Origin of the sequence: Glycomyces sp. NPDC049804 (assembly GCF_040674615.1) — a bacterium.
Lineage (GTDB): Bacteria > Actinomycetota > Actinomycetes > Mycobacteriales > Micromonosporaceae > Glycomyces > Glycomyces niveus.
On the sequence record NZ_JBFAMQ010000001.1, the window covers coordinates 442,309 to 460,742 of the forward strand.

The window sequence follows — 18,434 nt, forward strand, 5'->3', positions numbered from 1 at the left end:
AGGAAGACAAGATGGCCCCCACGCATACTGTCTACATCGACGAGCCTGACACCGCTCGTGCCGACGAGGTCAACGATCTCGCCGCGTACCTCGATACCTGCGAATTTCACGGAAAGACTCCGCCGCCGACGGTCTCAGCGACCATGTCTCTGACCGGCCGCCTTACTCAACTCAGCCTGCCCGAAGCGGTATTCGAGTATGAGGAGGAGATCTCCGAGAAGACCACCGCCTTGCTGGAGGAGATGCGGCAGACAGCGCAACGCGCCACCGTACGGCTGCTGCAAGAGAGGCTGGGAAGCCGATGACATCCTCCGACCTGTCGGCAGCTATCGGCGCATGGGCGAGCCGAACCCGTTCCCGGATCGCTGAGATCCGCGCGGAGCGCGCTCAGGTGTTCCCCGGCTCCCGTTACGAGTCCCCGAGCGGCGCCGTCGCCATCTCCGTCGGCCCGAACCTTGAACTGCTGTCTTTCGAGATCCATCCCGCTGGGCAGGACATCAGGGACGTGCTGGAGCGGGAGCTCGTTCAGGCCTACAACACCGCTTTCGCCGATGCTCGCGCGCAACGTGACGAGGCGATGAGGGGACTTTCCGAATCTCGTAGGAATGGAGCCTGACCATGGCGAATGTCGAGCCCGACAAGATCGACGTCTTTGCAGAACACTGCGAGGTCATGGCGACAGTATTCAAGGAGTACCGCTCTAACCTCGACGGCAAGCCGATGGAGAGCGGTGGCCTGGCAGGTGAAGGCTACCCAGAGCCTCCGGTCGGCACCCGAGCTGCGGTGACCGATGGAACCGACTTCGCATTCGAACCGCTCGACCTCGGACAGGTTCAGTACTCCGCAGAAGCAGGGCCTCCGCCCGGGGTGGATCTCGGAGCATCACCAGGAGATACCGGCATATCCCCGTTCGCCCACGCGATGTCGCATGAATGGAACATGGGAGTCATGGGCCGAGTGACCGACCTCGAACGGGCAGCCGAAGAGCTGGAGCGACTGGCTGAAAACCTGTACGCCGTGGCGCAGAGCTGGCGCGACAGCGACGACGCCGCCGCAACTGAGATCGCGGCGCAGAACAGCGAGATCGACTACCACGATAGGGACTGGTGACGGCATGGGAAACCCGATTGCGGAGGCGATGTGCGATGCGAAGTACATCGAAGACATCGCCGCAGCGGACGCCTGGGGCTATGAGATGGGCTTGAGCGAAGACGAGGTGCCCAGCACGATTCTCGGCTGGTTCGGTGCCATCAACTACGACAATTTGAAGGAACGCGCCAAGACCATTCGGCAGCTCTCCGAAGCCGGATCGGCCTTCGAGTACCTGTTCAACGACCAGAGCTTCACTGATCTTGAGGACGCCTGGACAACCGGAGACGCCGAGGCATTCCTCAGCTACTGCGGTGATGGAACCTCGACCGGACTGTGGAGTTACCTTCTGGCACTCAAGGACACCGCCACCGCCCATGTCGGGTCGATAGACGATTACATCGACAGTCTGGAAGCACTCGTAGCTGACGTCTACAACGCTTTCAGTGAACACATCGTGGGATTCGGCGGGAAGACCGCCTGGAACGACATCAAGGTGCTCTTCCATTTCTGGGACCCTTACGCACTGCTCTCCGACTTCACCGAGGCAGTGATGACCACTGCCGAGCAGTTCGGGGCAGAAGTGACGTCACTGAGCACCTACGAATCCCTCATGACCTCCAGCTGGGTGCCCACCGTTGGCGGCACTCCCTATGAAGGAGATTCACGAGGGCCAGACTCCGACGACGAGATCGACTGGGATGACCACACCTACGGTGCGACCGACAGCTACCCGCTTGACGGGGAGGGCGAGCGGAGCGCCGAAGAGGTTACCGGTGAAGGCTGACCGCGAGGGCCGACCCAGCTCGGGGCTGGAGAAGCGGCGCCTGATGCTGGCGATTTGCGTGCCGATCGTGCTAGCCCTACTCATCTCGGCCGGTGCAGTAGCACGGGACTTGATGATCGGGCCGCGGTTCGATGATCCGTGGCTGCTAGGCGGTGTAGGAGAGTTCAACTGCAGAGCCGGGATCGATGTGATCCTCGCCGAGATGCCGGGCGAGTTTAAGGCGGGGGAATCCGATGCCGAAGATGCATGTCACGGGGCATCATTGCTCGCAGACGGCGGCAATGGGACCGGTGAGTGGACCATCCGAATCGCGGTGGAGCGGTCGGACTACGACGGCGGCTACGCTGAGAAGCGCGATCTCGACGAGAACGCGCGTGAATGCGAACTGCTGCTCCCCTCAACCAGGGCGACCACGAAGTACAGCTCCGACTTCGGCTCCTACTGCGTGTGGCGGAACCCGGATTTCAGTACCGACGAGGAACGCTCCTTCTCCGAGGTGGGTCTGGTCAGATCCGGGGATGAGGTCCGCATCAGCGTCATTGTGCAGTCGCCGCCGCAAGAGCAGGAGGGTTGGATCTCTCCCGCTGTGCGACTGGACATGCTGGAGTACCTGGAGGACCGCGCGGCCATGGTCTACGCGGAGCAGCTGGACCCGGACGGTACTGTGCCTGGCCAGCTCGAAGAAGCGCTCGGCGATCCTGACGCTCATCGGCAGGACGAGACCGGCGCCGTTGACTGGTGTGTTGTGACGGAAGCTGTGGACGCGGTCTTCCGCGAACGTGAAGCCGATTTTCTCGACGACACCGAGATCGCCGAGTACGCTCCTGGCGCCAGTTGGTCAGACCGCTTCGACACGGATTCCGATTGCTATCGCGCCTGGAAGATCCTGTACACGTATGGCACAACGCCTGCCGCATCGCAAGAGCGGTTCGACGTCGCAGTCTCGGTGCACCTTGAACCGTGGGTATGGGGAGAGCCCGGGCTCGCCGCTGAGCGGTCGGAGGCCTCAGAGATCTTCGAAGCGCCGGTTGAAGCAGCCCCCTCGTCACCTCAGGTCTACGCGACCGAGCTCGACGGCGGCAGCTTCGAGTTCAGCTTCCTGGTCGACAGCATGCACGTCGTGCGCATCGTTTGCGCCGGCCAGACACACTTCGGGTCCGAGTTCATAGCCGAGGACGTAGCCGTGCAGATCTGGTCCGAGTCAGAACGACTCATCGCCGAATCGAATCGATAGCGGTGACGCGCAGCTGACGGGGAGTGTAGGAAACGTTGGGGGCAGGGTAATCCAGAGATGCTGAAGTAGTCTCTTGCTTCGGCTGGGAAAGGATCATCTTGAACGACAACGGAATTCAGACCGACCTCATTGCCTCGCGTGGCGGCTTGGACGTGCGGATCGCCGAGGAACTGGTCGAGTAGGCCCGGGCCGAGGGGCCTGGACCTGACCGGCCCGGACGGGCTGCCCGCCCAGAAAACGAAGAACGTCATCCAGGCCGCGCTTGAAGCGGAGATGACCGAGCACCTCGGCTTCGCCAAGAGCGACGGCGCCGCCTCCGCCGCGACCGGACGCAGCAACCACCGCAACGGCACCCCGAAGAAGACCGTGCAGACCGGTGTCGGCCTGGTCGAACTCGACAACCCGCGCGACCGGTTGCGAGGCGCTGCCTGGCGGCCGCACTGCACACCCGCGCCTCCCTCAGACCTCGTTGTCGCCGCCCGCCTGAACCGCATCCGAACCGGAGCTGGCAGCCGGAACAGCGCCTCGATCTGGTGCTGGCTCTTTGTCGCCGCCCGATTGAACCTCAATAGATACGGGCCGGGCTGACGAAGTCCGGCCGCCTACGGGATAAGGAACCACTTTGTCGCTGCCCGCTCAAAGTTCGACCTCATCGAAGCGGAAGGCGGCCAACGGCTATCGACTGGCGTCCTCGCGCCTGGTCGAGTTTCGCGTGGCGGGCCTGCGTCAGGCGATGAAGGTTCCCGCCTTTGCCGCGGTCACAGCTGCTTGTGCGGCTCGGTCGGCGGTGGGTCGGTCGACGGGGGAGCCGTCGACCAGGAGGCGGTAGTAGAGCGGCGCGGAGACCGCGCGGATGACCTCGTGGGGGTCGGTGCCCTCGGGGACCTCGCCGCGTTCGACGGCGGCGGTGACGCAGGGCGCCCACTCCTCGGTGCGGGTGCGGTAGAAGCGGTGGAGGGCCTCGGCGGTCTGGGCATCGCAGGCGGCGGCGGTGATGAGGGCCTTGAAGAGCGGGCCCTGGCGGGGATCGCTCAATGTGGACTGGACGAGGCGGGCCTGGGCGGTGAGGTCGCCCAGGAGGGAGCCGGTCTCGGTGCGGGGCAGGGATTCGGCGGCCATCTCGGTGAGGAGGTCGGCGACGAGTCCGGGCACGGTGCCCCAGCGGCGGTAGACGGTGGTCTTGCCGACGCCGGCGCGGCGGGCGATCTCGGCGAGGTCGAGGCGGTCGAAGCCGTCTTCGGCGAGGGCGTCGCCGGCGGCGCGGAGGACGGCCTCTCGGGTCTTCGCGGTGCGGCCGCCGGGCCTCACAGTGCCGGGTTCGGGACGCTCGTCACTCATAACGGGACTCCAGTTGCGTTAAAGGCGGTTCACGGGCTAGCTTAGTCGAAGTTCTTAACGGAACTCCAGAACCTTTAGAAGGGAACCGTCATGGAATACCGCAGGCTCGGCGCCTCAGGCCTCCACGTCCCCGCCCTCAGCTTCGGCGCGGGCACCTTCGGCGGGCGCGGCCCGCTCTTCAGCGCCTGGGGCGACGCGGACGCCGCCCAGGCCCGCCGCATGGTCGACATGGCCCTCGACGCCGGGGTCACCATGTTCGACTCCGCCGACGTCTACTCCGACGGCGAATCCGAACGCGTCCTCGGCCAGGCCCTCAAGGGCCGCAGGGACAAGGCCCTCATCTCCACGAAGGCCGGGCTGCCGACAGGGGAGGGCCCGCAGGACGCCGGCACCGGCCGCGCCCGCCTCGTCACCGCCGTCGACCACGCCCTCGAGCGCCTCGGCACCGACTACATCGACCTGTTCCAGCTCCACGCCTTCGACGCGGGCACGCCCGTGGAGGAGACCGTCGCCGCCCTCGACGGCCTCGTGAAGGCCGGCAAGCTCCGCTACATCGGCGTCTCGAACTTCGCGGGCTGGCAGCTCATGAAGTCTCTCGCCGCCGCCGACGCGCACGGCTGGACCCGCTACGCGGCCCATCAGGTGTACTACTCGCTCGTCGGCCGCGACTACGAGTGGGAGCTCATGCCCCTCGGCCATGACCAGGGTGTGGGCGCGGTCGTCTGGAGCCCTCTCGGCTGGGGCCGCCTCACCGGCAAGATCCGGCGCGGAAGGCCCCTCCCGGAGGGCAGCCGCCTCCACGAGACCGCCCAGTGGGGCCCGCCCGTCGACGACGAACTCCTCTACGACGTGGTCGACGTCCTCGACCAGCTCAGCGAGGAGACCGGGAAGACCGTTCCGCAGATCGCCCTCAACTGGCTCCTGTGCCGCCCCACCGTCGCCTCGGTCATCATCGGCGCCCGCGACGAGCGCCAGCTCCAGGACAACCTCGGCGCGATCGGCTGGGAGCTCACCGCCGACCAGGTCGCCCGCCTCGACAAGGCCAGCGCCCGCACCGCGCCCTACCCCTACTACCCGTACGAGGTCCAAGCGGGCTTCGCCCGCCTCAACCCGCCGCTCATCCCTCCTGCCGAGTGACCGCGAACGGGGCCGGGCGTTTTCACCGATCGACGCCCGGCCCCTCCCCGCGGGCCGATGATGGAGGCGTACCTCCCGGGAATCCGCCAGCGCGCAGCGCGTCGCTTCGCGCGCTCAGACCGCATCCGGAGGAGGGGCGACCATGCCGAAGACATCGAAGGCCGAAGCCGCGGAGACCATTTCCGACCAGGGCTTCGAAGGCCACTACACCGAACTCGACACCGGTTACACCATCGGTTTCGAGGCGTACACCGCCGACGCGGACCTCACCGAGTTCTTCAAGGGTCTGCCCGACGACCGCTGCCAGTGCCCGCACTGGGGCTACGTGTTCAAAGGCAAGGTCACCTACAAGACCGCCGACGGCGACGAGACCTTCACGACCGGGGACGCCTACCACGTGGGCCCCGGGCACACGCCGGTCATCTACAAGGACACCGAGCTCGTCGAGTTCAGCCCCACGGAGGAGCTGCAGCAGACGATCGACGTGGTCATGAAGAACATGAAGGCCGCGGGCTGACGCCGCTGTGGCAGTGAGCACCGGTCGCTCGATGGGGGCGCTCGCGGGCGCTCGTTAAGCTAGGTGGGTGGTTGACCAAGCGGTGAAGACGTACCAGGTGAAGACGTACGGCTGTCAGATGAACGTGCACGACTCCGAGCGCATCGGGGGTCTGCTCGAAGAGGCCGGGTACGTGCCGGCCGCAGCGGACGCCGCGCCCGACCTGGTCGTGTTCAACACGTGCGCGGTGCGCGAGAACGCCGACAACAAGCTGTACGGCAACCTCAGCCACCTCGCCCCCGCCAAGCGCGAGAACCCCGACATGCAGATCGCCGTCGGCGGCTGCCTCGCCCAGAAGGACCGCGGCGAGATCGTCAAGCGCGCCCCCTGGGTCGACGCCGTCTTCGGCACGCACAACATCGGCTCGCTGCCGGTGCTCCTGGAGCGGGCCCGCCACAACCAGGAGGCCGAGGTCGAGATCCTCGAGTCCCTCGAGACGTTCCCCTCCGCCCTCCCCACCAAGCGCGATTCCACCTACTCCGGCTGGGTCTCGATCTCTGTGGGCTGCAACAACACCTGCACGTTCTGCATCGTGCCGAGCCTGCGCGGCAAGGAGAAGGACCGCCGCCCCGGCGAGATCCTGGCCGAGGTCCAGGCCCTGGTCGACGAGGGCGTCTCGGAGGTCACCCTCCTGGGCCAGAACGTCAACACCTACGGGGTCGAGTTCGGCGACAAGCTCGCGTTCGGCAAGCTCCTGCGCGCGTGCGGCGAGATCGAGGGCCTGGAGCGCGTGCGCTTCACCAGCCCGCACCCGAAGAACTTCACCGACGACGTGATCGCGGCGATGGCCGAGACTCCGAACGTCTGCCACTCGCTCCACATGCCGCTGCAGTCCGGCTCGGACCGGGTCCTCAAGGAGATGCGCCGCTCCTACCGCTCCGAGAAGTACCTGCAGATCATCGCCGACGTCCGCGAGGCCATGCCGGACGCGGCCATCACCACCGACATCATCGTCGGCTTCCCCGGCGAGACCGAGGAGGACTTCCAGGCCACCCTCGACGTGGTCGAGAAGGCCCGCTTCTCCAGCGCCTTCACCTTCCAGTACTCGATCCGCCCCGGCACCCCGGCCGCGACGATGGAGGACCAGATCCCCAAGGCCGTGGTGCAGGAGCGCTACGAGCGCCTGGTGGCCCTGCAGGAGCGCGTCTCCTGGGAGGAGAACCGCAAGCTCGAGGGCACCGAGGTCGAAGTCCTCGTCACCGTCGGGGACGGCCGCAAGGACGCCGCCACCGGCCGCCTCTCGGGCCGCGCCCGCGACGGCCGCCTCGTCCACTTCGCGGTCACGCCCAGCGAGACCGACCCGACCGGCAACGCCGAAGGCGTGCGCCCCGGCGACGTCGTCACCACGGTCGTCACCTACGGCGCGCCGCACCACCTGGTCGCCGACGGCGAGGTCCTGACCCACCGCGCCACCAGGGCGGGCGACGCCTGGGCCGCCGGCAAGGCCACCAAGCTCCCCGGCGTCAGCCTCGGCATGCCGGGCATCGGCCGGAAGCCGCTCCCGAAGCAGGAAGGACCCGGCTGCGCCTGCTAGTGATATCACCTCCATGAGAGTGCTATCATCGAGTCATGAAACAGCTGCTCTTGCGTGTTGACGACGATCTCCACGCTCGCCTCACCGAACGGGCGAAGCGTGAGCACCGGTCGGTCAACGCGATCGCGAACGAGATCCTCTCCGTCATCGGCGAGACCGACGGCCGCACCGAGACCGAGAAGGTCCGGGCGAAGGCCGCCGCCCTCGGCATGCTGGCCCCGCACCTGAAGATCGCGAAGGAAGCGACCCCCTCAGGCGAGGTCGAAGCGCTGCGCGCCCGCGTCCTCGACGCCATGCGGGGCGTCGGCCCGACCCTCGACTCGATCCTCGACGAGGACCGGGACCGCCTCCTGTGATCGTCTACGCCGACTCGTCGGTGCTGGCCCGCTCGTACCTGCCCGACGAGCGCGGCCACCGCGAGGCGCTGAAGCTCCTGCGCGACCCCGACATCGTCGTGGTCACGGGCTCCTGGACCCGCATCGAGGTCGCGGGAGCGCTCGTGCGCACCGCCCGCGCCAAACGGCGGGACAAAGACCAGCTCCTCGACATCTGGCGCGCTGACACGGGCCCCGACGGCCCGATCACCGTCATCACCGCGCCCCAGGAGGAGGTCGAACGCGAGGCCTTCGAGATCGTCGCCACCCACGGCATCCGCGCCATGGACGCCTGGCACATCGCCACCGCCGCCCTCCTGCTCCCCGACCTCGCGGCGGGCGAACCCTACGCGTTCGCCTCCCGGGACAAGGAGCAGGCCGCCGTGGCCGAACTCCGCGGGTTCACCCTCGTCTAGATCACCGAGGCTTGACATTGACACGGTGTCAAGGCGTTCACTGGTGTCCAGGAGGTGGTCCCCATCGACACGGAAACCACGAACACCCAGCTCACCGCGGCACTGGCCGCCAGCGCCCCGTCGACGCGCCTCAAGGCCGCGCTCGCGATCGGCACCGATCCCGACCCGGGCCTGCTCGAGGCCCTCACGGCCCGCTGCGCCGTCGAACCCGACTTCTACGTGCGCGACATGCTCACCTGGGCCCTGACCCGGCTCCCGCCGGACCTCACCGTCCCGCGCCTGCTCGCCGAAACCGCGTCGCCGATCCCCCAGGCGCGCAGCCAAGCGCTGCACACCCTGTCCAAGATCGGGGACGAGCGCGCCTGGCCCGCGATCACCCCGGGACTCCTGCGCGACCAGGACGACGAGGTCGCCCGGGCCGCGTGGCGCGCCGCCGTCTCGGTCGTCCCCGAAGGCCGGGAACGGGACCTCGCCGAGACGCTGGCCGCCCAGCTCGGCCGCGGCGGCCGCGACGTGCAGCGCAGCCTCAGCCGGGCGCTCGCCGCCCTCGGCGAGACCATCGAACCGGTCCTGCGGCGCGCCATGGACAGTGACGACCCGGTCGTCGCCGCCCATGCGTCCGCCACCGAACGGCTCCTGCGCGACCCCGAGGCCGCGTTCGAACCCGACGTGAAGGAAGCCAAGCGGATCCACGCGCTCGGCGTCGAACGGGAAGGCTGAGCAGATGCTGATCGGTGAGGTCGCACGCCGCTCCGGGGTGAGCGCCCGGATGCTCCGGCACTACGAGTCCCTGGGGCTCGTGCGGCCCACCGGTCGCACCGTCGGCGGGTACCGCGAGTACGCCGAGGCGGACATCCAGCGGATCTTCCACGTCGAGTCCCTGCGGACCCTGGGCCTCTCGCTGCGCCAGATCGGCCAGGTCCTCGCCGACCCGGAGTTCGCCCCGTCCGAGCTCATCGGCGACCTCATCCGCGCGACCGAACGGCGCCTGGCCCGCGAGCAGGAGCTCCTCGATCGACTCCGCGCGGTCGACGCGTCCGAACCCGCCGGCTGGGAGGCGGTCCTGCGCATCGTCGAACTCCTGCGCGGCCTCGCTTCCCCCAGCGCCGCAAGACGACAGCAGGCGATCCTCAACCCCGAGGCGGACGCGCCCGCACCGGTCCTCGCCAAAGCGCTCCTCACCGAAGCCGACCCGCACGTGGCCGGCGCCCTCCGCTGGGCGCTGGCCCGCGCCGACGCCGACGCGGTGGCCAGCCTCTCCCCGGGCCTGGCGTCCGAGGACCCCGAAGTGAGGCGGCGAGCGGTCCAGGTGCTCGCCGAGATCCCCGCCGACGCGGCCACTGAACTGCTCGCTTCCGCGCTGGCCGATCCGGACCCGCAGGTGCGCGGGCGCGCCGCGCTCGCACTCGGCGCGCGTGGCGAAGCCGGGGCCGCGCCGGCCCTGGTCGCCATGATCGTCGCGGGCGGGAACGACGTCGAAGCCGCCGAAGTGCTGGGGGCGTTGGCAGACGAGCCGCAGCACGCGGCCGCGATCGAACGACTCCTTGACGGCGCCCTCGCCGCCGCCGACCCCGCCGCGCGGCTGCGACTCGTCCAAGCCCTCGCCGAGATGCCGCGCGCCATCGCCCTCGAATCGCTCCGCGCCCGCGTCCACGACCCGGACGCCACGGTCGCCCGCACCGCCGCCGCCCTCGCCGGCGTCATCGAAGCCCAGGCCCCGCACGGCGACTGACCCGGGCGCGCGATTCATGCCAGAATCGAGCGGTATGGAACCCGTAACCGACGTCCAGGCGCAGCGCGACTTCATGTACGGGGAGCTCGATCTCGGCTCCTTCACGATCTTCTCGGGATCGTTCATCAACTACGGCTACTGGGGCGAGGTCGAACCCGGCCGGGAGATCACCCTCGCCGAGCGCACCGCGAGCCAGGCCGAGTTGTACCGCCAAGTCGTCTCGCGCCTCGAACCCCAAGCGGGGCAGCGCTTCCTGGAGCTCGGCTCCGGGATCGGCGTCGGGGCCGCACTGATCGCCCGCGAGTTCGACGCGCGGGTCGCCGGGCTCGACCGCTCGCCCGCGCAGCTCGCCCGGGCCGCCGAGACCAACGCCGCCGCCCTGGGCGAACTGCCCGACCGGCTCTCGTACCACGAGGGCTCCGTCACCGCGATCCCTTGGGGCGACGGCGAATTCGACGGCGTCTACGCCGTCGAGATGCTCCAGCACGTGGACGACCTCGCCGCGATGGCCCGCGAGGCCCACCGGGTCCTAGCCCCCGGCGGCCGCTTCGCCACCGCGACGTTCTTCGCGCCCGACGGCGCGGACACCTCGCGACTCCCCGGCCTGCTCGAGACCGTCGCCTCCGGCGTCGACGTCGTGCGGCCGGTGGGGGAGTTCGCCGCCGACCTCGCCGCCGCCGGATTCCAAGAGGTCGCGGTGACCCCGATCGGCGAGCACGTGTGGCGCCAGTTCGACCGATGGGTCGCCCAGACCGAGCACCGCGACTCCTGGGGCCGCAACTGGCTGGGCTGCTACGAGAACGGCTGGGTCGACTACTTCCTCGTCACCGCCCGCGGATGAGGCCGGGGCGCCTCCGCCCCGGCCCCTGGGCCTAGCGCGCGATGTTCAGGATGATCTTCCCTGCCGCGTGCCCGGACTGGCTCGCGTCCTGGGCCTTCGCCGCGTCGGCGAGCTCGCGGACCGAGTCGATGCGCAGATCGAACTTGCCGGCCTCGAAGAGCGCGACCGCCTCGGCGAGCGCGTGGAACGCGCTGGAGCGGGTCGTCACCTGGGCGTCCGGAACCGACTCGGAGAAGTCCGCGATCGTCACGACCTGCTTCGGCGCGCCCGTGATCGCCGCCAGCTCGGGGAGCGAGCCGGCGCCCACCGCGTCGATCGCGCCGTCCACTCCGGCAGGGGCCAGCGCGGCCACCCGCTCGGCCAGGCCCTCGCCGTATACCGTGGGCTGCACACCGATCGAACGCAGATACGCGTGGTTGCCCTCGCTCGCGGTGCCGATCACATTGAGGCCCTTGGCGACCGCGAACTGCGCCGCGGCGCTGCCCACCGCCCCGGCCGCGCCTTCGATCAGCAGGGTCCGGCCCGCCTCGAGCCCGAGCAGTTCGAGCGAGCGCACCGCGGTCTCGGCGGCGGTGGGGATGCCGGCCGCGAGCTCCCAGCTCATCGCCGCGGGCTTCGCGGTGAAGTGCTCCACGACCACGTACTCGGCCTGCGCGGTCGGGCCGTACCCGATGACCTCGTCGCCGACCGCGACGCCGGTGACGCCTTCGCCGACCTCGTCCACGACGCCCGCGGAGTCCCACCCGGGAATGCCGGGGAAGTCGACCGGGAAGAGCTCCTGGAGATAACCGGCGCGGATCTTCCAGTCGATCGGGTTGACCGCCGCGGTGCGGACCTTGATGCGGATCTGGCCCGGCCCGGCGTGCGGCTCCGGCACGTCGGTCACGGCGAGCACGTCGGAGGGTCCGTATTCGGAGAAGGTGAGGGCGAACATGGCGTACTTGCCTTTCGGTATGCGGCCCAGGAGAACCCGGGGCCCCGTGCGGGAGGTTGACTACTCGTGTGCCAACCCCTCGCCGGGCCCCGGGCATTCCGGTGCGCCGCCGTTCGTGATCACTCACGCTCTTCGCGATCCGCGGAATAACCGCGGGGCGCGGCATCAGACGAGGCTGTCCGCCCACTGGCGGTGCAGCGTCGCGTACTCGCCGCCGCGGTCGATCAGCTCCTCCGGGCGGCCGTCCTCGATCACGCGGCCGTGCTCCAGCACGAGCACCCGATCCGCGATCTCCACCGTGGACAACCGGTGCGCGATGATGATCGCCGTCCGGTCCGCCAGGATCGTGCGCAGCGCCCGCTGCACCAGCCGCTCCGAGGGGATGTCGAGCGAGGAGGTCGCCTCGTCCAGGATCAGCACCCGCGGATCGGCCAGGAACGCCCGCGCGAACACCACGAGCTGCCGCTGGCCCGCCGAGAGCCGACCGCCGCGCTTGCGCACGTGCGTGTCGTACCCCTCGGGCAGCGCCTCGATGAACTCGTGCGCGCCCACGACCTTCGCGGCCTCCTCGATCCGCTCGCGGCTCGAACCGGGCCGGCCCAGCTCGATGTTCTCCGCGATCGTGCCGTTGAACAGGAAGTTCTCCTGCGTGATCATCACGATGTTCTCGCGCAGGTCCCGCTCGCTCAGATCCCGCAGGTCCACGCCGTCGAGCGACACCGCGCCCGACTTCGGGTCGTAGAAGCGGCTCACGAGCTTCGCGATCGTCGTCTTGCCCGCGCCCGTCGCGCCCACCAGCGCCAGCGTCTGCCCGCCCGGGATGCGCAGGTCCAGGCCCGGCAGCACCGCCTGGTCCTCCCGGTACTGGAAGCGCACGTCGTCGAAGCGCAGCTCGCCGTGCGGCGACTCGATCGACCGCGGCGACTCCGGTTCGGCCACCTCGATCTCCTCGTCCAGCACGCCGGAGACCTTCTCGAGCGCCGACGTCGCCGACTGCAGCACGTTGTAGAACTGCACCAGCTCGTTCAGCGGGTCGAAGAACCGCTTCATGTACAGCAGGAACGCCGCGAGCACACCGACCTCGGTGTTGCCCTGCATGACCTGCCAGCCGCCGAACACCAGCACCACCACGGTCGCCAGGTGGCCGATCGCCCGCATCCCGCCGGACATGAACGCGTTCTGCTGGTGGCCCTTGGCCTGCGCGAAGCGGTTGTCGATGTTCAACCCCGCGAACAGCTCCCGGTCGCGCTCCTCGCGCCGGTACGCCTGCACCGCGCGCACCCCGCCCATCGACTCCACGAAGTAGACGATGAGCAGCGCCACGGTCTCGCGCGCGCGCCGGTACGCCAGCGTCGACACCCGGTTGAACCAGCGGCCCAGCAGGAACATCAGCGGGAACGTCAGCAGCGTCACCGCCGCCAGCCGCGGGTCGATCACCAGCATGACCACGGTGATCGTGACGACGTTCAACCCTGCGAGCACCAGGTCGTCGACGCCGTTCTCGGTCATCTCCCGGATCGACTCCATGTCGGAGCTCTGCCGCGCCGTCACCCGGCCCGACGTGAACCGCTCGTGGAACGACACCGACAGGTCCTGGAACTTGCGGAACACCCTGAGCCGCAACGAGAACAGCATCGCGTTGCCGACCTTCGCCGACTGCGCGATGTACAGCCGCACGCACACGTACTTCGTGATCGCGACGACCGCGAACGCCACGGCGATGCCGATCAGCACCGAGTAGTCGCCGCGCTCGCTGATCGCCGGGATCGCGTTGTCGATCCCGAACATCACCAGCAGCGGCGTCGCCATGCTCGTGAAGTTCTGCACCACCAGGATCAGGCACAGGAACCCGATCGCCTTCTTATGCGGCCGCAGCATCGACCCCAGCAGGCGCCGCGACTGCGCCCGCAGCTCCTTGATCGCCGCCGCGTCGTCCACTTCGGCGCTCGTGCGGTCGGCCTCCGCCGACTCCGCCTGGCCCCGCCACGACACGTGCTTGTCGGCGGGCTTATCGGTAACCGTCACGCCGCCACCTCCTCCGACTCCGCCGAGAGCACGTCGACGTACTCCGGGCTCGAGGCCATCAGCTCCGAATGCTTCCCGAACGCCGCGATGCGGCCCTCGTGCAGCAGCGCCACGCGGTCGGCGAGCGCCACCGTCGACGGCCGGTGCACCACGACCAGCGCGGTGGTCCCGCGCAGCACCTGCGCGAGCGCCTTCTCCACCAGCTCTTCGGTGTGCACGTCGAGCGCCGACAGCGGGTCGTCGAGCACCAGCACCGCCGGACGCACCACCACGGCCCGCGCGAGCGCGAGGCGCTGGCGCTGGCCGCCGGAGAGCGAGAGGCCCTGCTCGCCGATGCGGGTGTCGAGCCCGTACGGCAGGTCGTGCACGAACTCGGCCTGCGCGACCCGAAGGGCCTCTTCGAGATCGGCCTCGTCCGAGTCGGGGCGGCCGAGCGCCAGGTTCTCGCGCACGCTCATCGAGAACAGGGTCGCCTCCTCGAACGCGGTGGTCACCACCGAGCGCAGGTTGGCGAGCCGCAGGTCGCGGATGTCGGTGCCGTCCAGGAGGATGCGGCCCCCGGTCGGGTCGTTCAGACGCGACGGCAGCGACACGAGCGTGGACTTGCCCGACCCGGTCTTGCCTGCGATCGCCACGGTCTCGCCCGGCTTGACCCGCAGGTTCACGCCGCGCAGGATGTCGCGCGAGTCGTCCTCGTAGCCGAACCGCACGTCCTCGAAGACGAGTTCGCCGCGCACTTCGCCGCGGTCGACGGCCTTCGCGCCGGGCCGGTCCTTGATGGCCGGTTCGGTGTCGAAGACCTCGTAGACGCGGTCGGCGGCGGTCATGGCCTCGTTGCCGTGGGCCATGACCCAGCCCGAGGCCTCGATCGGCCACAGCAGCGCGAGCTGCAGCATGACGAACGCGGTCAGGTCGCCCACGGTCATCCGCCCTTCGGCGACCATCATCGAGCCGAAGACGAGGACCGCGCCGACCGCCGTGGTGGCGATCGCGTCATAGCCCGACCAGGAGCGGGACGCGATGAGGCTCTTGTTGACGCCCCGGTCGCGCAGCTCGGCGGCCTCCTTCTCGAAGCGCGCGGCCATGAGCGGCCCGCGCCCGAGCGCCTTGATCGCCCGGATGCCGAGCGCCGACTCCTCCGCGGCGCTCGAGACCTCGCCGGACTGGTCCTGTTCGGACCGCGCTGCGGGCAGGTACTCCCGGAAGAACTTGCGGCCGATGAGGAACAGCGGCACGGCCGAGGCCGCGACGATGAGCGCGAGCCGCCATTCGATGAACAGCAGCTGCGCCAGGATGATCACGATCATGCCGATCGAGGTGATCGCGAAGACCAGGCCGCCGGCGAAGAACCGCCGGATCATGCCGAGGTCGGAGGTGACGCGGGCGAGGAGCTGCCCGGTCTGCCAGCGGTCGTGGAAGCCGGTGTGGAGCCGCTGGAGGTGCTCGTAGAGGCCGGCCCGCATGTCCGCCTCGATCGCCATGGCGGTCGTGGTCTGCATGTAGCGGCGGACGAGCTGGAGGACGGCGTCGGCCGCGCCCAGGAGCGCGATGCATCCGACGATGACCCACAGGCCCTGCATGTCGCCGTCGTGGATCGGGCCGTCGATGGCCCTGCCCACCAGCGGGGGGATGGCCAGGCCGGAGGCGATGTTCAGCAGGACCATCGTCCACAGCAGCGCCAGCCGGTACCGGTACGGGTAGAGGTACTTCTTGATGCGCCACAGGTTCGTCAGCGCCGTCTTCTCGGCGGTTGGCGGTTCCTGTGGCTCGAGATCGTCTGGTTCGGACACTTCTGGAGTTTTCAACCGCTCTGAGCCCACCCGACCACCGTACGAGCAGGGTACGACACCGGGCAATCGATTTTCACCTGCCGACCGGTAGGTGACGGGGCCCGACGGGCGTTCGCGGAAGGCGGGTGGCGGGCGACGCGGGCGGCCGTGCTCGCCGAGCCGCGCCTTCCACCCGCCCAGGGTGGGTAGTGCCCCCCGGCCCGCTTCGATCCTGCGGCCCGGGTCCGACAAGAACGAGGCCCCGACACCGAAAGTGTCGGGGCAATCACCAAGAAAGCGGCTACTCGAGCAGCAGTGCTCGCAGGCGGTCCGCGTCCTTGAAGCCGGTCGCCTCCGCGTACCGCTCGAGGGAACCGAAGCGCGCGTTCATCTCCGCGATCGTCTGGCGCATCGCCTCCGCCGGGACGTCCAGGCCGCCCTCGATGGTGGGCTTGCCGAACTTGGCGTCCCGCCACACGCGCCAGCGCGCCGAACCGTGGCGCGTCAACTGGTAGTCGGCGGCGATGTCCTCGTCGTCGACCCCGAGGATCGAGAGGAGCACGGCCGCGATGATCCCGGTGCGGTCCTTCCCGGCCATGCAGTGGAAGACCACCGGGTCGCCGCTCGCGATCACCTCGAGCGTGTCGCGCACGGACTTGTACCCGGACTCCATCATCCCGGTGTAGCGGTGGCGCAGGAACTCGATGAGCTCCGCCTCGTCCGAGAGGCCGGTCGCCCGCAGGCCGATGTGCTCCCACTTGATGTGGAGCATCTCGAAGTGGTGGAAATCGACCCCGTCGGTGTGGGGGAAGCGGTCCGACTCCTCCCACTCCTCGGCCCGGCGCAGGTCGATCACGTGCCTGATCCCCAGGTGGTTCACGACGTGGTCGAGATCGGCCTCGGTCGCGTTGCCGAAGTTGTCGGAGCGGTAGACCTGGCCGGTCTTGACCTTCTTGCCTCCGGCCGCGTTCCAGCCGCCGACGTCGCGGAGGTTGAAGATGTTCTCGGTCGGGATGAACTGCGGGGGGAGCGTCTCCAGCGGGTTGTGCTCGAGGACCATGTGCGGCTGCCTTCCTGTCGACGGGGTGCGCTGCGGGGAACGGCCGGGACAAAGCGAACGGCGTGAACCTCTCGGTCCACGCCGTTGTAGCCCTGTCCCATTATCCCGATCGGTCCGCGAACGCGCTGACGCGTTTCCACGAACCCCGGGCCAACGGCAGGTTTCGCCTACTCGGAGCCCTCAGCCGACCGCAAGCGGTGCTACTCGGTCCTTCCGCAAGCTGCAGGCTGTGCTACTTGGTTCCCTCCGCAAGCTGCAGGCTGTGCTACTTGGTTCCCTCCGCAAGCTGCAGGCTGTGCTACTTGGTTCCTTCCGCAAGCTGCAGGAACTGCTTCTTGCTCGCCAGGTCCGCTTCCGCCTTCTTGATGCGGCCCGCGTTCCCGTCGGCCTTCGCGCGCTCCAGCTTCTCCTCGGCCTCGGCGACCTGCTGGCGCATCTGGAGCAGCAGCGGGTTCTTCTCGACCGGGACCTTGCGCCAGGCGGTGTCCAGCGCGTCGCGGAGCTTGTCCTCGACGTTGCGCAGGCGCCGCTGCAGCTTGGCCTGGTTCTTGCGGGGGACCGCGCCGATGTCGTGCCAGCCGGCCTGCAGCTCGCGGAACGCGTTCTGCGCGGCCTTCGGGTCGGCCTCGATGTCCAGCGCCTCGGCCTGCTTCAGGAGCTCTTCCTTCGCCGCCTGGTTGGCCTCGAGCTCCGCGTCGCGGGCCGAGAACACCTCCGAGCGGGCGTTGAAGAACACGTCCTGCGCGGCCCGGAACCGCTTCCAGGCCTTCTGCTCGGCGTCGGGCGCGAGCCGCCCGGCGTCCTTCCACTCGGCCATGAGGCCCTTGAGCGCGTCGGCCGTGGGTCCCCAGTCGGTCGAGGTCGACAGCGCCTCGGCGCGGGCGATCAGCTCTTCCTTCTTCGACCCGATGACCTTGCGCTCGGCGTCGAGCTGCGAGAAGTACGCGCCGCGGTGGCGCGTGAAGGTGTCGCGCGCGGCCGAGAACCGGCGCCACAGCTTCTGGTCGGTCTTGCGGTCGACCCCGTGGATCGCCTTCCACTCCTCGATGATCTCCGAGAAGCGCGCGCCCGAGGCCTTCCAGTGGCTGTCCTTCGCCGCGAGCTCCTCCGCCTCGGCCACCAGGGCCTCCTTGGCGGCGACCGCTTCGGCGCGCTCGGCGTCCTTCGCGGCCTTGAACTCGCCGAGCTTGTCCTCGGCGTGCTTCGAGAGGCCGTCGAGGCGCGCGGCGAGGGCGTCGACGTCCCCGACCACGGCCGCGGTGTCGAGGCCTTCGCGGAGCTTGCGCAGCTGCGAGGCGGCCTGCTCGACGTCGGCGGACTCCGAGTTCAGGCGGGCGGCGATGAGATCGACTTCGACCACGAGGTCGGCGTACTTGCGCGCGAAGTGCGCGAGGCCCTCCTCGGTGGAGCCGGCCTGCCAGGAGCCGACCGCGCGCTCGCCGGAGGAGGTTTTCACATAGACCGTGCCGTCGGCGTCAACGCGGCCGAAGCTGGTCCAGTCTCCGAGGTCACTCATCGCGGTAATCTCAAATCCTTCACACGAACTTAGGGACGTACTTCCCGTACCTTACGGTGGTTGACGGGTCGCCGCCAGCCGGGTGGTGCCGA

General features: G+C 69.0%; 19 protein-coding genes and 1 pseudogene. 14 read left to right on the forward strand and 6 right to left on the reverse strand.

Annotated elements, in window-relative coordinates:
* Positions 1–11 precede the first annotated feature (11 nt).
* The 6 genes and pseudogenes from AB0K52_RS02020 to AB0K52_RS02045 form a co-directional block, all read left to right on the forward strand.
* Positions 12–305 (forward strand): hypothetical protein, encoded by a 294-nt coding sequence (locus tag AB0K52_RS02020; protein ID WP_363524796.1) that lies wholly within the window; start codon positions 12–14, stop codon positions 303–305.
* On the forward strand, positions 302–616 hold the full coding sequence (locus AB0K52_RS02025; RefSeq protein ID WP_363524798.1) for a YbaB/EbfC family nucleoid-associated protein: 315 nt from the start codon (positions 302–304) through the stop codon (positions 614–616). The genes AB0K52_RS02020 and AB0K52_RS02025 overlap by 4 nt, the downstream gene beginning before the upstream one ends.
* Positions 617–618: 2 nt before the next feature.
* Complete coding sequence (locus AB0K52_RS02030; protein ID WP_363524801.1) at positions 619–1,110, forward strand: hypothetical protein; 492 nt, start codon at positions 619–621, stop codon at positions 1,108–1,110.
* Between the two features lie 4 nt (positions 1,111–1,114).
* The gene (locus AB0K52_RS02035; RefSeq protein ID WP_363524803.1) at positions 1,115–1,876 is read left to right on the forward strand and encodes a hypothetical protein; all 762 of its coding nucleotides are present in this window, start codon (positions 1,115–1,117) and stop codon (positions 1,874–1,876) included.
* Positions 1,866–3,110, forward strand: coding sequence for a hypothetical protein (locus tag AB0K52_RS02040; RefSeq protein ID WP_363524806.1), 1,245 nt, complete (start codon positions 1,866–1,868; stop codon positions 3,108–3,110). Before AB0K52_RS02035 ends, AB0K52_RS02040 begins: the two co-directional genes overlap by 11 nt.
* 192 nt (positions 3,111–3,302) lie before the next feature.
* Positions 3,303–3,524: pseudogene (locus AB0K52_RS02045) on the forward strand (transposase); the annotation flags it as partial.
* Positions 3,525–3,836: 312 nt separating this feature from the next.
* Here AB0K52_RS02045 and AB0K52_RS02050 read toward each other — a convergent pair.
* On the reverse strand, positions 3,837–4,448 hold the full coding sequence (locus AB0K52_RS02050; RefSeq protein WP_363524809.1) for a TetR/AcrR family transcriptional regulator: 612 nt from the start codon (positions 4,446–4,448) through the stop codon (positions 3,837–3,839).
* Between the two features lie 90 nt (positions 4,449–4,538).
* On the opposite strand from AB0K52_RS02050, the gene AB0K52_RS02055 reads away from it, so the two are divergent.
* The 8 genes from AB0K52_RS02055 to AB0K52_RS02090 all read left to right on the forward strand — a co-directional run bounded on the left by AB0K52_RS02055 (position 4,539) and on the right by AB0K52_RS02090 (position 11,038).
* Positions 4,539–5,585, forward strand: a complete 1,047-nt coding sequence (locus tag AB0K52_RS02055) for an aldo/keto reductase (RefSeq protein WP_363524812.1) — start codon at positions 4,539–4,541, stop codon at positions 5,583–5,585.
* 142 nt (positions 5,586–5,727) lie between these two features.
* The gene (locus AB0K52_RS02060; RefSeq protein ID WP_363524815.1) at positions 5,728–6,102 is read left to right on the forward strand and encodes a cupin domain-containing protein; all 375 of its coding nucleotides are present in this window, start codon (positions 5,728–5,730) and stop codon (positions 6,100–6,102) included.
* A 67-nt stretch (positions 6,103–6,169) separates the two neighbouring features.
* Positions 6,170–7,675 (forward strand): tRNA (N6-isopentenyl adenosine(37)-C2)-methylthiotransferase MiaB, encoded by a 1,506-nt coding sequence (gene miaB / locus AB0K52_RS02065; RefSeq protein WP_363524818.1) that lies wholly within the window; start codon positions 6,170–6,172, stop codon positions 7,673–7,675.
* A 35-nt stretch (positions 7,676–7,710) separates the two neighbouring features.
* Positions 7,711–8,031 (forward strand): toxin-antitoxin system HicB family antitoxin, encoded by a 321-nt coding sequence (locus tag AB0K52_RS02070; protein ID WP_363524821.1) that lies wholly within the window; start codon positions 7,711–7,713, stop codon positions 8,029–8,031.
* Complete coding sequence (locus AB0K52_RS02075; RefSeq protein ID WP_363524824.1) at positions 8,028–8,465, forward strand: type II toxin-antitoxin system VapC family toxin; 438 nt, start codon at positions 8,028–8,030, stop codon at positions 8,463–8,465. Before AB0K52_RS02070 ends, AB0K52_RS02075 begins: the two co-directional genes overlap by 4 nt.
* Before the next feature lie 54 nt (positions 8,466–8,519).
* Positions 8,520–9,185 (forward strand): HEAT repeat domain-containing protein, encoded by a 666-nt coding sequence (locus AB0K52_RS02080; protein WP_363524827.1) that lies wholly within the window; start codon positions 8,520–8,522, stop codon positions 9,183–9,185.
* 4 nt (positions 9,186–9,189) lie between these two features.
* Positions 9,190–10,197 (forward strand): HEAT repeat domain-containing protein, encoded by a 1,008-nt coding sequence (locus tag AB0K52_RS02085; protein ID WP_363524830.1) that lies wholly within the window; start codon positions 9,190–9,192, stop codon positions 10,195–10,197.
* Between the two features lie 34 nt (positions 10,198–10,231).
* Complete coding sequence (locus AB0K52_RS02090; RefSeq protein ID WP_363524833.1) at positions 10,232–11,038, forward strand: methyltransferase domain-containing protein; 807 nt, start codon at positions 10,232–10,234, stop codon at positions 11,036–11,038.
* A gap of 31 nt (positions 11,039–11,069) precedes the next feature.
* Here the strand turns inward: AB0K52_RS02090 and AB0K52_RS02095 are convergent, their stop codons facing one another.
* The 5 genes from AB0K52_RS02095 to AB0K52_RS02115 all read right to left on the reverse strand — a co-directional run bounded on the left by AB0K52_RS02095 (position 11,070) and on the right by AB0K52_RS02115 (position 18,342).
* Positions 11,070–11,972: an NADP-dependent oxidoreductase gene (locus AB0K52_RS02095; protein WP_363524836.1), complete on the reverse strand. Its 903-nt coding sequence runs from the start codon at positions 11,970–11,972 to the stop codon at positions 11,070–11,072.
* A 165-nt stretch (positions 11,973–12,137) separates the two neighbouring features.
* Entirely contained in the window at positions 12,138–13,997 is a 1,860-nt protein-coding gene (locus AB0K52_RS02100) for an ABC transporter ATP-binding protein (protein ID WP_363524839.1), read from the reverse strand.
* Positions 13,994–15,787, reverse strand: coding sequence for an ABC transporter ATP-binding protein (locus AB0K52_RS02105; protein ID WP_363524842.1), 1,794 nt, complete (start codon positions 15,785–15,787; stop codon positions 13,994–13,996). Before AB0K52_RS02105 ends, AB0K52_RS02100 begins: the two co-directional genes overlap by 4 nt.
* Positions 15,788–16,067: 280 nt before the next feature.
* Positions 16,068–16,826 carry a tyrosine-protein phosphatase gene (locus AB0K52_RS02110; protein WP_363524845.1) on the reverse strand — a complete coding sequence of 253 codons (759 nt, stop codon included), beginning with the start codon at positions 16,824–16,826 and terminating at the stop codon, positions 16,068–16,070.
* Positions 16,827–17,124: 298 nt separating this feature from the next.
* On the reverse strand, positions 17,125–18,342 hold the full coding sequence (locus AB0K52_RS02115) for a DUF349 domain-containing protein (RefSeq protein ID WP_208495208.1): 1,218 nt from the start codon (positions 18,340–18,342) through the stop codon (positions 17,125–17,127).
* Between the last annotated feature and the right edge of the window lie 92 nt (positions 18,343–18,434).